Origin of the sequence: Tessaracoccus sp. SD287 (assembly GCF_017355265.1) — a bacterium.
Lineage (GTDB): Bacteria > Actinomycetota > Actinomycetes > Propionibacteriales > Propionibacteriaceae > Aestuariimicrobium.
This window is the reverse complement of the sequence record NZ_JADIJQ010000005.1, coordinates 52,737-68,202: the sequence shown is the minus strand read 5'-3', so window position 1 is coordinate 68,202 and position 15,466 is coordinate 52,737. Positions and strand designations below refer to the sequence as shown.

Below are 15,466 nucleotides of genomic sequence, written 5' to 3'. Positions count from 1 at the left end.
GACCTAATCCTCGTCCTCGTCGAAGTCGAACGCCTGCTGTGACGAGCGTGGCGTCGAGGCGTACTTGCGCGCCTGCTCGTTCACGTCACCCCAGGCGCTCACCAAGCCGTTGAAGAGGATGGCGTCCTTCGTGTCCTTCTTCTTCTCGGCCTCGTGGAACAGCAGGAAGCCCAGTTCCTTCACTGCGTCAAGGTTCACGCGTGTGTGCACCGACGGCAACAACTCAGCCACCTTGTCGGCCCCGTCCTTGGCCATCACGGCGGCCAAGCGGACGGTCGCCTCCCAGACGCTGACTCGTTCATCGACTGTTGCATCCCACTGACCCGCCAACTGAGACGGCGAGAGGAGGTGAGCCTTGCCCCCCTTGGCTTCGAAGATGCCACCGCGCTCCAAGGCGCCCACTGAAGTATCCGATGAGCGTGCCAACTGATCAGCGATGCCCGAGTTCTCCTGGCCCCACCCGTACTGCCGATACCACTTCACGGCGAAGCGAGTGTCTGGATCGAAGTCTGACTCCTGCTCGCCCAACACCTCGTCCAGAGTTGCGTTGATTAGGAGGAGTGCGTCTCGCACGCTCATGTCGGAGCCGTCAGCTTCGCGCACGCGCGAATACCGAGAGAAGACCCCGATGCCTGGTCCGATGGCCGCCTGAGCTAGGTCGACCGGAGCGACCGCACCCTGCATGAGCCGCCGAAGTGCCTCCGGCAGCTCTGCCTTCAAAGCAGCAACCAATGCGCGACGTGTCGTTGCAGGGGCGTCTTCAGGGCGCGGTCGGCAGGCCAAGACAATCGATGAGGCGAGGGCGTTCTTTTCCTGAGACAGCGGACGGTTGGACATCTCACTGCGCATTGGCCATGTTGCGGTGACTTCCCAACCCGTACTGATCAGTCCGCTGAGCAAGGTGTACCAGCCCGTTGAAACCTGCCCGTCGATCCCCGCATCTTGCTGCTTGTACGCGTAGTACACAGTCAGTGGGATGTCCGAGGCGGCTGTATGCCGCATCTTCCGGAAGACATCGTTGAATCCGTCGATGAAGAACTGCTCTGCGCCATCCTTGCCATTGTGGCGATGAGGATTCGCGACCAGCTCGTCAGCCTTCGGCGTCAGCAACGTCCTGACGGCTTCCGGTCGCACATCTCGGAGGGATCGCCGAAGCCAGACGTAGAAGAAGTCTGATAGGTCAGAGTATCCGATGTAGTCGTAGTACGGCGGATCAGTTGAAACTGCGACTCCCCGGTAGTCCACCGAACCTGCGTCCCGTTGCTCAGCAACCCCGGGACCGGAGCCGGTGGGCAGGCTTTCGAGTACCTTCGCGACCCACTCGACCTGACCCAGGAAGTTGCCTGTCGAGTCAGAGAAGGGGTTGACCTCGGCGAAGTCCCAGATCATCGGGATGGCCTGACGTGCGAAGACGTTACGTGCGCTGTCCCGACTGGAGTCCCAACTGCAAAGATTCGAGTATCTATCCGTCATGCGGCTGAGCGAGAGCGCCAGATAGGTGGCTATTGCATCAGCATAGGCTTCTGCTCCGGAGCCACCGTCGTCGAGCGATCTCCCACTGTCCATTCCTGCACTGACTGCATCTGACAGCACCCGTTGGCGGACTTCAGAAATGAGATCACTGAACGTGGTGAGGGTCAGGAGTTGTCGGTTGGTGAAGAGGTCTGCCCACCGAGTCATTCCGTACGTCTGAGTCTTGATGTCACGTGGGTAGTGGCCGATCTCACCCTCCGGGACATCATCGGGACGTTCCACTGTGGCGGCGGCGATGTGCGCCGTTGAGGGCGAAAGGTACAACCGCCCACGAGGTCCCTCTGCGACAATCGCGATCATGTGCTGCCCGATGCGCCCGGAGCGTCCCTCTTCACGAACGTAGTTCAGGCTGAAAGGCGTGTCGTCGCCGACAACGGCACCACCTTTCCGGCCGACGGTGCCATCAGACGGTGGCCCGCTTGGATCGTGGACGACCGTGTACGTAATCGAACCGTTTTCGATGGATGGTGAAACAAAGGCTTCACGCCCTTTTCGCTTACTCAACCACCAGGAGTTCACGAGCGGAGTCTCAATCGGGTTCGCAGGGTTAGGGCTCCTGACTGTGCGAGCCCACTTCCACGCGATCACGGTATGTTCGGTGCCGCCAGGAGCTACAGCCCGAGGGAAATGGTGGCCGATACGACGAAACGCCTCGTCACTGACCCACTTCCCGTAGTCTCGAACATCAGCAGCAAGACCGTCGGTGCCCGACCAAGGTGTTGTCTGACCTTCAACAGTCGGCGACACTGGGGGTGTTGCGGCAAAGCGCGACGGGACATCGATCATCGCGTTGCAGAGGAGCACTGCGACAGGGTTCAGATCACTCGCGTAGGCCTCAAGCCCCAACCGGTGCGCTTCCAAAGGGATGGATCCACCCCCCGCGAAAGGGTCAGCAAGTCGCGGCATCTGACCACCGTTGCTCTTCTTGATCTCGGCTCGTGCACGAGCCAATAGGTCAGGGTCGTTCGAGTTCTCCCAGACGATGAGCTCCGCGATCAACTCGTGTAGCCGACGTCGTTCAGCGTCCTGCAGCTCAACCGTCGGGAACTCGTGAGCGCGCGATGAGGGGTCGTCCACCAACTGAGCCAGGAGGACGGCTCGCGCCGTTGCCAAGGGCTTCCTCGACCACCAAAGGTGCAGTGTTGACGGGTGGCCGTGGCGGATCGACTTCTCCCGAGAAGACTCGCGATTGATCGCTTCGAGCGGCAGCCCTACTTCGATGAGCTTCTTCTTGGGCGCGTTGGTCACTGTGCTTCTCTCGCTGGCGTCGGGCTGGTTGCTGTCAGTGGTGTGGGTCATCGCGGTGGTCCTCCGCGTTCCCAGTAGTCGCGCCAGACCTCGTTGTAGGAGCGGGTGGTCGCGGATGGCTCAAGGTGGGTGAAGGCGTCGCTCACGTAGCGCAACTGGTCGTTGGCGGCACCACTGGTCGAGACCTCGACCAGGGCGAGCCGGTGACGGTCGCCTTGGGTCTGGGCGAAGGTAATCTCGTTCGTGGTTATGGTGAACGTGTCGGAGCCTTCGATGCGGCCCTTGACCTCGATGTAGTGGACGAGGCCGCTCTGGTCGGTGGACTGGATGTCGTAGCCGGGGTTGTTGCGCGGCATCTCGACCGGTTCCCGTCCGAGTGCTCGCTCGGCAGCAAGCACAGCTTCGACGGCTCGACGCTCGACTTCCTCGGTCTGACGTGCGAAGGTCTGCGCTTCAGGCTCGGCACCGGTCGCGAGGAGTGCACTGGGGACGACGAGTGCGGCGCCGCGGATGACGGCGGGCACGGCGACAAGGTTGGTGGCCTCGTCGAGTTGTTCGAGCCGGTGGCTCAGGCGTTCATCGAGCTGTCGGGCACGTATGAGTGCGGTCTCGGCGCGGAGCCTGCCGACGGTGCCTCCGCGTTCGAGTGCTTCGAGGCGGTTGTGTTCTCGATCCCAGTGGTTGATCTCGGCGAGCAGGCGATCCTTCACCTGCGCCCGGGTGCGCGCGGTCTCGATGCCGAGTCGGGTCTTGATCTCGTCCATGCGCGGCTGGAGACCCTCGCGGTACGCCCAGGCGCGTACGAGCTTCTCGTGGTTCTGCCGCGCCCAGTCGCTGCCCGCGATCTCAGCCACGGCTTCGGCCTCGGTCGAGTCGGGTCGGTCGAATTCGAGGTACGGCGGTGCGGCGGAGACGGTGACGGTGCCGTCTTGTTCGAGGAGCGGGTAGTCGAAGTGATGAGAGACCGTGTCGGCATCGGCAACCGTATTCTCGATGCGCTGCTCAACGCTGAACATCAGCATCGGCGCATCGGTCTGCTTGGAGCGTCGATCAACCAGCACCGTGCCCTGCTTGAGGGTGGGGCCGAGGTCATCAATGGTTGCCTCGATGACGGCATGCAGCAACGGGTGGCCAGGTGCAATCAGGGAGGCATCGGCGAGACCGTCGGGGTGCATCCGTGAGAGTTCGAAGGTGACGCGCTCGTACTGCTCAGCGACGGGCGCCCACCGGTTGAGGCGACGCGCCGCGTCGATCACGCGGGCCGGGACGCGGGTGATCTCGTAGCGGCCCTTCTCGCGCTTGCGGATGCGCCCGCCGAGCCGTGTGAGCGCGGGGAGGAAGAAGGCGGCGATGTAACCAGGCTGGAGTCGGCGCTCGCGGGCCTTCTCCATCCGTGCCCGCACCTCGTCGAGGTTGAGCGCAGAGAACATCTCGGGGTGGAGCGCGCGCTCGGCGAGCATCTCGTCGAGGCCGTGGGAGACACCGGCGTCGATGATGCGGTCGAGCTTGGCCTTGATCTGGGGCTGGTCGCCGTAGCGGATCGCCTCGATCAGCAGGTCACGCAGCGACCGCTCTTGGAAGGCGTCGGCGTCGCCGAGCACGTTGAACAGGTTGCCGTTGTAGGCGATTGACATCTGGTCGATCTTCGCCAGCAGCCGTGTGAACACGTCGCCTTCGCGGGTGTCTTTGGCGACCATGTTCCACAGGTGGCAGACCTCGCGCTGGCCGATGCGGTGGATGCGGCCGAAGCGCTGCTCGATGCGGTTCGGGTTCCACGGCAGGTCGTAGTTCACCATCAGGTGCGCACGTTGAAGGTTCAGACCTTCCCCGGCGGCGTCCGTGGCCAGCAGGACCACGGTGTCGGGGTTGTGGGTGAAGCGTTCGCGGGCGAGCTTGCGGTCTTCGCGTCGGGTGCCACCGTGGATGGTGATGACCGAATCGGCGCGCCCAAACTGGGCGGTGATCTTGGCTTGCAGGTAGTCAAGGGTGTCGCGGTGCTCGGTGAAGATGATGATCTTGCGCGCATCCCCGGAGCCGTCGTGGGTCAGGAGCTGCTCGTCGAGGATGGTGCGCAGCTGCACCCACTTCTTGTCATCGTCTTGCAGCCGGACGCGCCGGGCTACTTTGATGAGGTCTTCGAGGATCGCGATCTCTGCCCGCAGCTCGGGGATTGTCTGCGCGGCCGTGGCGAGATCGACAACCTGGTCTGCCTGTTCCTCGAACTGGGCGCGTTCCTCGTCGGTCGTTTCCTCGTCGAAGTCGTCGAAGTCGTCGACCGAAAACGCAGGTAGTGCGTCGCTTCCGAAATCGAGCGTGGTCTTGCCCGTGGTCCATTCGTCGATGTGTGAGGCGCTAGAGGTGCTGAAGCGTGCGTCGTCGGTGATGCGCTGCATTTCGCGCAGTTTCGTGTCGAGGCGCTGCTGGCGTCGTTCCAGGGATCGCAGGATCGCTTCGGGGCTGGAGGCGAGTCGGCGTTGCAGCACGGTGAGCGCGAACCCGACGTTGTTGCCGCGCTTCTTGTCCCCGGCCTGGGCGATCCGCTCAGCACGCCCCATCTCGGTGCGGACGTAGTCGGTGACTTGCTCATAGAGGTCTCGCTCGGCCGGGCTCAGCTCGTACTCAACGGTGTAGGCCTTGCGTTCGGGGAACAGCGGCTTGCCTTCGAAGGTGAGCAGGTCTTCCTTCACCATGCGGCGCATCAGGCCGTCGGTGTCGGTGCGGTGTACGCCTTGCCGGTACTGGCCCTCGAAGCGGTCGCGATCCAGCAGCGACATGAACAGCTGGAAGTCTTCTTCCTTGCCCGCGTGCGGGGTCGCGGTCATCAGCAGGAAGTTGTGCGCGGTCTCCGACAGCAGCCGTCCGAGTTTGAAGCGCCTGGTCTCGTCGACTTCGCCCGCCCATGAGGAGTAGTGGGCCGACATGCGGTGGGCCTCGTCAACGACGGCGACATCCCAGGTGACCTCGCCGAGTTGCTCGGTCAGGTCTTCGCTGCGGGAGAGCTGGTCCATGCGGGCGATAAGGAACGGGTGCTCAGCGAAGACGTTGCGGCCCTGGGCGTCATCGACCATCTGGCGGCTGAAGATTTCGAAGCGCAGGTCGAACTTCTGACTGAGTTCCTCGCGCCACTGCTCCACGAGCCCGCCGGGAGCGACGATGATCGCTCGTTCGCAGTCCGAGCGCAGGATCAGTTCCTTCAGATACAGGCCGGCCATGATCGTCTTGCCAGCGCCGGGGTCGTCGGCGAGCAGGAACCGTAGCGGGATGCGTGGCAGGAGTTCCTCGTAGACCGCGCGAATCTGGTGCGGCAGCGGGTCCACGTCCGAACTGTTGACCGCAACCATCGGGTCGTACAGCGCCGCGTACTTGATCCGCAGCGCCTCGGCTGCGAGTCGAAACTCATCCGGGTCCGCGTCGTACGCGGGGGCGGAGTCGAAGTCGCCCGCGATCTCGAAGCGCGCCGCGTCAGCATCAGTGATCGCGCGGGCACCGCTGCGACCGGAGTCGTCGCGGTAGAAGACCTCGAACAGCTCAGCGTCGATGGGATCGATGGCGATCAGCGTGACCGTCTGCCCCGGCACCAGGCCACGGAGGCGCTGACCCGCACGCAGCGTCGCGAGCGTCAACGTCGCGTCGGTCGTCGCTTCCGTCACGAGGTGCCTCCTTCCGGTTTTGGGCAGTGGATCAGGATATGGGGTGCCACCGACAAAGTGTCAGCGACGGCTCGGGCGAGCGAAGTGCTCACCCTGGTGGGAGGGGTTCGGAGTCGGCGGCAGCGCCACCTCGTCGCACCCAGTCGTCGATCTCGCTGGCCTGGAACTTCCAGAGGCGTCCGACCTTGTGGGCGGGCATGGCCTTCTCGGCGATCCAGGTGTAGACGGTGTCTTTGGTGACCCCGAGGTGGGCGGCGATGTCGTCTGCGGACAGCCACGGCTCAGCCACGTTGGTCCTCCCTCGCTCAATGGCCCAGGCAGGCCAACACTCACGATGATACCGGCGGACGTACGGCTTGAGTTGGGTTTCTCCGGGCGTGGCCGAACGAGGTGGGTGTCGTGAGTCGAAGCGATCAGGGCGAGAGGTGCGCGCTGAGCCAGGCCGTCACCACAGAGCGCCACCGCTCAGGATCGGAGTTCCACGCGAGCGTGTGGTCCGCATCGAAGGTCTCCAGCTCCACGAGGTCCGGTCGGGCGTCTCGGAGGGCTTGTGAGAGCCGGATCGGCGCGGAGTCGTCCTGCGTGCCGTGGAGGATCAGTGTTGGCGTGGTGAGGTCTGCGGCTCTGGCGGTCCAGTCGAAGGCTCGGAGTGGGATGCGCCCCGGTAGGCCGGCGAGGCGAGCGAGCGGCTCGATGGTGAGCCACGGGATCGCGAGGTAGCCGGCTGCTGAGGGGAGTCCGCTGCGTGCGCAGTTCGTCTTGATGACTTCGGTCCAGTCGAGGACGGGCGAGTCGAGTACGAGCCCAGCAATCAACCCCTCGTGTCGGGGCCGGTCGGCGAGCTGCAGGGCGATCGCGGCTCCCATTGACCAGCCGAACAGCACGATCTGTTGGGCTCCTCGTCGGACTGCGTATCCGATAGCTTCGTCAACGTCTGCGGTCTCGGTGTGGCCGAGGGTGGATCGGCCGGTGCCGATGCGGGGGCCTACTTCGGTGTTGCGGTAGGTGACGACGAGGGAGGTGTAGCCGGCTTCGGTGGCGGCGAGGACGCCGCGGAGGGTGCCGGCGCGGGTGCTTCCGAGTCCGTGGACGTGGATGGCCCAGGTCGAGGGGTCGCCGTCGATGCGCCAGGCCGGGCATTGTCCTGCGGGGGTCGTGATGGCGATGCTGCGGGCGTCGAGTCCGGCCTCGTGCGGGGTCGCGTAGTAGATGCCGCTCCACGAGGCACGATCACCAGCCTTCGGTGCGAGGCCGGGCGCTACGTCCGTGATCTTTCGCGCGATGCGGGTGGGCCCGCGATCGTGGACTTCTGCGGAGAGCTGTGCCCAGCCGCCGTGCTCGAACCAGAGGTTGTAGATGCCGTCTGCTGTGGTCTGGTCGGTACGGTCGAAGACGATCAGGTCGCTGTCGTCGTCGTGCTCGACATCGTGGACGGTGAGGTCGAACCTTCGTGGGCCGACGGGTGCAGTGAGTCGTCGCGCGATGGTCCAGCCGACACCTGCGGCGGTTGCAGCGACGACGCCGACCCCAAGGGTGAGTCGGCGGATCACAGCGCACCGCCATCGTCGTTCTTGGCGCGCGACGCAACCACGGTTTGGTCGCGTCCGAGGAGGTGGCTTTCGGCGAGTTCCAGCAGAGCGCGCTCGGTGCGGTTGGTGTCGAAGGTGATGCGGGGGTCGATCATGGCGTCGCGGATTTCGACGATCTCTCGGTGCAGGCGTCCTTCTGCATCGTCGGCGCTGGTGGCGAGGGGGTCTGCTTGGCGGAGGCCGGGTCGCAGGCTCGTTGCCCGGGTCCAGAGTGGCTCCAGGTCGGCGGCGAGGGCGGCGGTGCGCTTGTCGCGCAGGTGGTGCCGGGCGCGGCGGACGGCGGGCTCGGCGGCGAAGCCGGCGCAGAGGAACAGGAACGTCAGCAGCGAGAGCGGCCCGTAGGTGGGCTGTACGGCGTGCATGAGGTCGAGTTGGCCGGTGACGTGGGCGATGTCCATGACGATCACCGCGACGCATAGGGCAACACCGAACGCCGATCCCAGGGTCAGGAGCGCGGCGGGGACTCGTTGGATGCCGGTGCTGTTGCGGTATTGCCGGGCGGCGAGGGTCAGCATGGTGGCGATGACGATGCCGCCGTAGACGAAGTTGATGATCGAGTAGGCCGCGGCAGCGGGCTCGTCTCCGAGGTTGCTCATGAACTGGGTGGTGGTCCTGCCACGGTCGATGAACAGGAACGTGACGGTGATCGCGAGCAACGAGACCGCGAGCATGGGAACGCTGACCACGGCGCGGACGAGGCGGGGCCGGTACTCGCCGGTCCTCATGACGCCGCGGCCGAGGAAGAACAGCCCGGTCATCAGCAGCGCGTCTGCGATGAGGGTGGCGAGGTTGGTGCCGCCGAGCAGCGGGTCGATGGCGCTGTAGATGGCGTCCACGTTCAGGGTCATCGCGATGGCGATGGTGATCGCTGCGTAGGTGACGCTGCGGTCGGCCCGTTTGCGGCGGAAGATGAGCAGGCTCGCCACGAGCGCCCACATGAGCGTCGCGACGAGCGTCTGGATCATCCGAAGACCTCCGAGTAGCGGGTCTCGGCGAACACCGATCCTCGGATACCTGCGGCGAGGCGGTCGGCGAGGGACTCGGCGGCGATCTCGGTCTCGCAGTCGATGTCTTGCCGTTTGAGCAGGCGTCCGCGGGTGTAGGGCGGGATGTTGGGCAGGAGCACGTCCTCGGCTGGGCAGTTCTCGCCTTCGCAGTGGCCGAGGATCATGTGGGCGAACTCGTGCAGGACGAACTGCTGGCGGTGCAGGGCGGAGTCGCTGCGGGCGTGGAGCACGATGTCGTCGGTGTCGGTGACGAGCCAGACCGCGCAGATGCCATCGCTGGTGTCGAGATCGGCGAGCTCGACGATGCGCAGGCGGCGGTTTCGGCGCGCGCGTACGGCGGTGAGGAGGTCGTCGAGGGTGAAGGTGCTGCCGAGCTGTAGGCCCGCGACGGCCGCCGATACTGTCTGTTCGATATTCACGGTTCGCCCCTCTCTGTGGGGAGCAGGGACCGGTATCGGCGCCGTGTCGCGCGACACCTGTCAGTGCTCGGGCATGTGGCTCATTTCCTCGTCCAGGAACTTGGTGATGGCGTGGAGTGCTTTCGGCGAGATGTCGCCGAGGGTGCGAGCTGCGTAGGACTTCACCTTCGCTGCCCGCATGGACCGAACGAGGTCGAGCTGCGCGGCGACCTTCTCCGGGGTCTCGGCACCGTCGGCTCCCATGAGGAACGCGGCATCGACATCGAAGAACGCGGCGAGTCCTTCAAACACGGCGGGGTCTTGGACGTAGCGGTGACCGTTGACCATGTACGTCCAGCGCGACCGGGACAGGTTGGTGCCTCGTTCTTTGAGGTAGTCCGCGATCTGCGAGTAGGTCGGTTCAGTGCCGGACTCGGCGACGGCGACGTCCATCAGGAGCCGCAGCCGCTTGGCGAGGTCTTCAGCCGCAGCCCGGCTCTCGTCTTCGGTCATGGTGGCTGACCCCCTTCCCTTCGCGACGGGCAAGGCATCGATGTAGTCCACCCTCGCGGGTGGTTGTGCATGCTCAACGCTACTCGTTGGGCATGCACAAATCAAGGCTTGCGCATGCTCAACGGTCGTGCTGCAATAGGGACTCCGGCCTCATTGAGCATGCTCAACAGATGGTTCGGGTGGGTCGTTCTCGCCAGAGAGGAGATGACGGATGCTGTGCTCCGCGTCGATCCCGGGCGGCTCCTCGCGCAGGCGCACCGCTGTGCCAGGCCGCCCAGTATCGCTGGCCTGGCAGGTGCGCTCCAGCCGTGGCGGGAGGGGTTGCCTACCTCGAAGGTGTACCGCCGCGCCCACACGTGTCGTGGTGGTCGCGAGAGGAGACCCGGTCATGGCATCGACACTGGAGCAACGGGCGGCGCGTGAGGCGAAGCTCGACGAGCTGCACGAGAAGTTGACGGGCGCGGTCGAGCAGCTCGTTTCCGGCGACGACTGGCGCGACGCACTCGCGTTCGCTGCCCGGTTCCGCTCCCGTTCGTTCAACAACACGATGCTCATCTGGGTGCAGCACCAGGTGGCGTTCGAGGCAGGTCGGGTGCCCGATCCGTTCCCGACGCTCGTCGCTGGCTACCGGCAGTGGCAGGCGTTGGGGCGGCAGGTGATGAAGGGCCAGCCGGGCTACATGATCTTTGCTCCGGTCACCGGCAGGTTCGCTACGGCCACGCCGTCGGATGCCGGGTCGTGGCGGCGGTTGGGGCCGCGGGAGAAGCCGCAGCCCGGTGAGGTGGTGCGCTCCCGCATGGTCGGCGCCCGGCCCGCGTACGTGTGGGATGTCTCCCAGACCGACGGCGAACCCCTCCCCGCTACGCCCATGCCGGTGCTGTTGGAAGGCGAGGCCCCGGAAGGGCTCTGGGACGGCCTCGCCGCGCAGATACGGGCGGCCGGATTCGAGGTCGTCTCCGTGCCGGACGAGATGGCGATCATGGGCGCGAACGGCATGACCGACTACGAGGCGCGCACCGTGTCGGTGCGGGAGAACATGCCTGCTGCTGCACGAGTGAAGACGCTGGCGCATGAGCTCGCACACGTGCGGATGCACGATCCCGACGACGTGGAAGTGCGGCAGCATCGCGGTATCCGCGAGGTAGAAGCCGAGTCCGTCGCGCTGATGATCGGTGCCGCGCACGGCATGACCACCGATGGTTACACGATCCCGTACGTCTCGACCTGGGCCGCCCGCGTCGACGGCCAGGATGCCGCCCAGGTAGTGCAGGCTACCGGCGAACGAGTCCGTAAGACCGCGCTGGCGATCCTCGACCAGCTCGACACCCTCCAGGTCGGTGACGGCACCCCACCCGGCCTGGAACGCGACACCCCGGCAGCGAAGCCTGCCCGCGCGACGTCTCGGTCGGTTGAGCCTGACCGGCCGCATACTGCGCCGGTGCTGGCGGGACGGGGGCTGTGATGCCCGACCCTCTCGACGTTCTCGCCGCGCTCATCAGAGTCGACCGGGCACCGGACCTCGCAGACGCCGCACGCAGGCTTGCGGCGGCGGGTGTCCCGGTGTTCCCATGCGAGCCCGATGGGAAGCGACCGCTCACCCGTAGGGGGTTCCTCGACGCGACCAGCAACCTCGCGCAGGTCGCTGCGTGGTGGTCGCGCACACCGGATGCCAACATCGGCCTCCCGACCGGGCAGGTGTCGGGTGTCGTCGTGGTGGATGTCGATGTTCACGGCCCTATCGATGGTCGCGTGGCATGGAAGCGCGCGGCAGACGCGGGGCTCGTCAGCGGAGCGGGTCTGCTGGTGCGGACCCCGACCGGCGGCACGCACGGCTACTTCCCGGCGACGGCAGGCGTGGAGCAGCGGTCGTGGCAGGCCGCCAATGCGGGTGTCGATTTCCGGGGCGACGGCGGCTACATCATCGCCCCACCCTCCCAACGGACCATTGACGGCACTATGCGGCGCTACCGGGTCGCTGACATCGCCGCCCACACGGTCGGACCCGTCGATGCTGCACGGCTCCGCGACTTCCTCGACCCCCGACCGACCCCAGCGACACGTAGCGGCGGGAGCATCGTCGCGGTGGATGCGGAACGGCTCGCGGCCTGGGTCGCCGGGCGGGGTGAGGGCGAACGGAACCGGGGCCTGTTCTGGGCAGCCTGCCGCCTTGCCGAGAACGGCACCCCATCCACCGACGCACTCGATGCCCTCGGCCCTGCCGCAGCACAGGCCGGACTCAGCGAGCGTGAGATCACCACAACCGTGCGCTCGGCCTACCGAGCCACCCAACCCACACCCGCTCCGCGCCCCTCGGCTGATGGGCCTCGTGGTGGGGCGGATCGCTGGCGCAGCCGCTCCGCAGCACCGTCAGCGGTCTCTCTCGGGAGGGCAGGGCTGTAATGCGTGAGACGAGTCCGCGGCGCTGGGCCGCTGGAACAGCAGTGGCGGGGACGGTGTTCATCGCCGCTGGTGCATTCTGGCTGTCCTTCACCTCACTGGCCGATCTGGCAGCACGCTCCGGGATCGGGGCAGGGCAGGCGTGGGCGTGGCCGCTGATCGTGGACGGCATCATCGTCGTCGCCACCGTCGCCGTCGTCGCTCTCGCCGGGCAACGTTCGGCCTGGTATCCGTGGGCGCTGCTGGTCGGCGGCGCGCTTGTGTCGGTGACGGCGAACGCGATCCATGCCGTCGTCGCCGCTGACGCCGACGTACCGCGCATCCTCGCGGCATCCGTAGCCGCCGTCCCGCCGGTGGTGCTGCTCGCGATCACCCACCTCACCGTCATCCTCACCCGCGCCCCGGTTCCCGCACCGGAACCTGACGCGCCAGACCGAACCGCTGTCACCGTGCGTGCCGAGACCTCCGCCGAGTCAGCGCCGAGCGCACTGGAACCAGTCTCGGCATCTGCCGGTCCCGTCGAACTCTTCCCGGTGCCTGCCGAGGCCGACTCGCTCGATCCGGCGGATCGACGAGCCGTGGGGTGGGAGCTACGGGAGGCGGGGTGGTCGAACAAGCGGATCGCCCGCGAGCTCGGCGTGCATCCCTCGACCGTCGGCCGCTGGTTCGCGCCCGCACACCTTCCCACTGACATCACCGACTCCGCCGACGAACGGGAGGAGACCACCTCATGAACAGCACCGACAACCCACAGCACACCGACCCCCGCCATGACCAGCAGCGCGTCAAGCCGCCCCCAGCAGACGAGGCACTCTCCGTACCTCGGGATCGCCCCGAAACCGAGGCCGCGACGACTCCCGAGGCAGTGCGGGCAGCGCAGGTTGCTCAAACAGGGAAGCAGCAGACCGCCGCGGTGCGTGGCCGGGGCGTGGAGTGGGTGCGCCCGACCGATCTGATGGTCCGACACTCCGCACACGCCGCCGGGCGCGGCCTCGATTTCCAGGCCGAGCTCGCCCGCCGCACCCGCACGCCGCTGCGGATCGGGATGCACGCCGCTCGGGATCGGGCACGTCGCCTGCCGCCAATCACGGCGTTCGGGCGACGCACCGTCACCTCGACGGCCCCGACGCGGCCTGGGGTCGGGATGGGGTGACAGGTCGTGGTCAAGACGGCAACCACCACAGGAGGGCGCGCTCGTGGAAGCGGGCGCGCACCTACCTGCCAGGAGGTGCCGACACCATGACCACAACCACCACCCCCAGCGGCGAGTTCGAAGCCGAGGACTTCACGACAGGCGAGGGCCTTCGGGCCCTGCTGTACCGGCTCCACACCGGCGGTGAGCACGCCTGGGTCAATGATCCGGTCGCCCGCGACCTGATGGAGTTCGCCGCCGAAAAGTACAAGGCGCTGGCGCGCAAGCACCGCCTCGATACCTGGGAGGCTGTCGCGGCGGCGTTCGACGCGATGCAGAACCGCTCCACCCGCGAAGCCAACGACCCGTGGGCGATCATCACCCACGCTGTGCGGATCACCTGCATCTACGAAGAACGCGCCCAAGGCCTCCTCTGCTCGGTGCACCAGGCCCGCCGCGCGCACGTCTCCGCGTTCCACGACCCCGAACGATTCTCCGACCGCGACACCGCACTGGCCGACTACCACCCTGCGCTCCAGGTCCGCGACAATCTGCCCAGCGACCTTGAAGCCGACCCGCACGAGCTGCTGGGTTCGGCGCAGGCGTGCATGTCAGCCACGTCCGCTGCAGAGGACGCGATCGCGCTGCTGTGCCTGCTCGACTGGCCCACCGACACCGCGCGGGCCTCGGTCGAACACGTCTGCGGCGCACTCACCAAAGCCGGAACCCGCCAGTCCGCGTACGAGGCGCTTCGCCGCGACCGGCACGCCCGCGCGCTGCTCGACCTGCCCCGCCGCACCTGGACCGTGCTGCTGAGGGCGCTGCTCGGGAACCACCACCCCGCCTACGCGGCCACCACGGCCGGGCGCGGGGTGCTGCTGCGGCTGCTCCTCGGCGAGACCTTGGAACTGCTGCTGCGCGACGACGACTTGATTCTCGCCCTCGCCATTGCTGCGCCCAGAGCCCGGGGTGGTGACCAGCGATGACCGACCCGCAGACCGGTATCCAGCTCGACCGGGCCGTCGATTCCCTGATCGTCGGCAAGCGCCACCGCACCGACCTCGGCGACATCGAGACTCTCGCGGCGTCCATCGACCGCGACGGGCTGCTTCAGCCGTTGACGATCACCATCGACGGGGTGCTCGTCTGCGGGGCACGTCGCCTGGCAGCGATCAAGATGCTCGGCTGGCGCACCGTCAACGTGTGGGTGCGAAGCGGTCTCTCGGACCGGCTCGGGCAGCTCCTCGCCGAGCAGGACGACAACATGCTCCACAAGCCCTACACCCAGCTCGAAGCCGCCGGTCTCTACCGCGAGATCAAGCAGCTCATGGCCGAAGACGCCGCCCGCCGCAAGGCCGCGACCCAGTTCAGCGCCGAGAACCAGCCAGGTGATGACGGTCCCGGAAAATTTCCGGGACCGTCAGGTGCGCTCGGCGACGCACGAGAACTCGCCGCCGCGATGATCCCCGGCGGCGGGTCGTACAAGACGCTGGAGAAGGTCGGCTACATCGAAGAGATCGCCGCCAACCCCGCCCAACCCGAGACGATTCGCACGGAAGCGGCGGCGGCGTTGGAGCGAATCGAGGCCGGCGACCCGGTGCATCCGCTGTACCTGGCGATCCACGAATCTGCGGAGGCTGCGCGTGAGGTACGTGAGGCGACGATGCACGCACTCGCCGAGGATGCCGTCGCGCGCGCCAACGCGATGAAGAAGGGCAAGAAGCCCAAACCGAGACTCAAGCCGCTCCTGCCCGACGACGCACCGCCAGTGCGCTACCCGCTGCGGGCGTTCGTCCAGACCTGGGGCGAACTGGCGAATTGGTGGACCCACTACGACGCCGACACCCTCGCGCGTGAGTTGACCGACGAGCAGTTCGACAACTTTCTCGCCACCGTCGAAGGCACCACCGGCTTCGCCGAGACCCTCCACGCCGCCCGCAAGGACACGGCTGTGCGGCCACGCCTGCGCGCCCTCTGACCACCGGCGCGGGCGGCGGGT

At 66.6% G+C, this 15,466-nt stretch carries 13 protein-coding genes; 6 read left to right on the top strand and 7 right to left on the bottom strand.

Translation table 11 applies throughout. From position 1 onward, the window contains the following. Positions 1-3: 3 nt before the first annotated feature. From IPV09_RS03370 to IPV09_RS03340, 7 genes are all read right to left on the bottom strand, one after another. Positions 4-2,832, bottom strand: coding sequence for a DUF1156 domain-containing protein (locus IPV09_RS03370; protein ID WP_207473687.1), 2,829 nt, complete (start codon positions 2,830-2,832; stop codon positions 4-6). Continuing rightward, positions 2,829-6,431: a helicase-related protein gene (locus IPV09_RS03365; protein WP_370590205.1), complete on the bottom strand. Its 3,603-nt coding sequence runs from the start codon at positions 6,429-6,431 to the stop codon at positions 2,829-2,831. The genes IPV09_RS03370 and IPV09_RS03365 overlap by 4 nt, the downstream gene beginning before the upstream one ends. Before the next feature lie 88 nt (positions 6,432-6,519). After that, positions 6,520-6,720: a helix-turn-helix domain-containing protein gene (locus IPV09_RS03360; protein ID WP_207473685.1), complete on the bottom strand. Its 201-nt coding sequence runs from the start codon at positions 6,718-6,720 to the stop codon at positions 6,520-6,522. A 124-nt stretch (positions 6,721-6,844) separates the two neighbouring features. Next, positions 6,845-7,981 (bottom strand): alpha/beta fold hydrolase, encoded by a 1,137-nt coding sequence (locus IPV09_RS03355; RefSeq protein WP_207473684.1) that lies wholly within the window; start codon positions 7,979-7,981, stop codon positions 6,845-6,847. Next, positions 7,978-8,985: an MAB_1171c family putative transporter gene (locus IPV09_RS03350; protein ID WP_207473683.1), complete on the bottom strand. Its 1,008-nt coding sequence runs from the start codon at positions 8,983-8,985 to the stop codon at positions 7,978-7,980. The genes IPV09_RS03355 and IPV09_RS03350 overlap by 4 nt, the downstream gene beginning before the upstream one ends. Further along, positions 8,982-9,446, bottom strand: a complete 465-nt coding sequence (locus IPV09_RS03345) for a hypothetical protein (RefSeq protein ID WP_207473682.1) — start codon at positions 9,444-9,446, stop codon at positions 8,982-8,984. The genes IPV09_RS03350 and IPV09_RS03345 overlap by 4 nt, the downstream gene beginning before the upstream one ends. Positions 9,447-9,506: 60 nt before the next feature. Next, positions 9,507-9,989, bottom strand: coding sequence for a hypothetical protein (locus IPV09_RS03340; protein ID WP_370590204.1), 483 nt, complete (start codon positions 9,987-9,989; stop codon positions 9,507-9,509). Between the two features lie 337 nt (positions 9,990-10,326). Here IPV09_RS03340 and IPV09_RS03335 point away from each other — a divergent pair, with 337 nt between their 5' ends. The 6 genes from IPV09_RS03335 to IPV09_RS03310 all read left to right on the top strand — a co-directional run bounded on the left by IPV09_RS03335 (position 10,327) and on the right by IPV09_RS03310 (position 15,445). Then, the gene (locus tag IPV09_RS03335) at positions 10,327-11,400 is read left to right on the top strand and encodes an ArdC-like ssDNA-binding domain-containing protein (RefSeq protein WP_207473681.1); all 1,074 of its coding nucleotides are present in this window, start codon (positions 10,327-10,329) and stop codon (positions 11,398-11,400) included. Continuing rightward, positions 11,400-12,338: a bifunctional DNA primase/polymerase gene (locus IPV09_RS03330; RefSeq protein ID WP_207473680.1), complete on the top strand. Its 939-nt coding sequence runs from the start codon at positions 11,400-11,402 to the stop codon at positions 12,336-12,338. The genes IPV09_RS03335 and IPV09_RS03330 overlap by 1 nt, the downstream gene beginning before the upstream one ends. 53 nt (positions 12,339-12,391) lie before the next feature. Beyond that, positions 12,392-13,069: a DUF2637 domain-containing protein gene (locus IPV09_RS03325; RefSeq protein ID WP_370590203.1), complete on the top strand. Its 678-nt coding sequence runs from the start codon at positions 12,392-12,394 to the stop codon at positions 13,067-13,069. Continuing rightward, entirely contained in the window at positions 13,066-13,488 is a 423-nt protein-coding gene (locus tag IPV09_RS03320) for a hypothetical protein (RefSeq protein ID WP_207473678.1), read from the top strand. Before IPV09_RS03325 ends, IPV09_RS03320 begins: the two co-directional genes overlap by 4 nt. A gap of 86 nt (positions 13,489-13,574) precedes the next feature. Next, positions 13,575-14,453: a hypothetical protein gene (locus tag IPV09_RS03315; protein ID WP_242681177.1), complete on the top strand. Its 879-nt coding sequence runs from the start codon at positions 13,575-13,577 to the stop codon at positions 14,451-14,453. Then, complete coding sequence (locus tag IPV09_RS03310) at positions 14,450-15,445, top strand: ParB N-terminal domain-containing protein (RefSeq protein ID WP_207473674.1); 996 nt, start codon at positions 14,450-14,452, stop codon at positions 15,443-15,445. Before IPV09_RS03315 ends, IPV09_RS03310 begins: the two co-directional genes overlap by 4 nt. Positions 15,446-15,466: the final 21 nt, after the last annotated feature.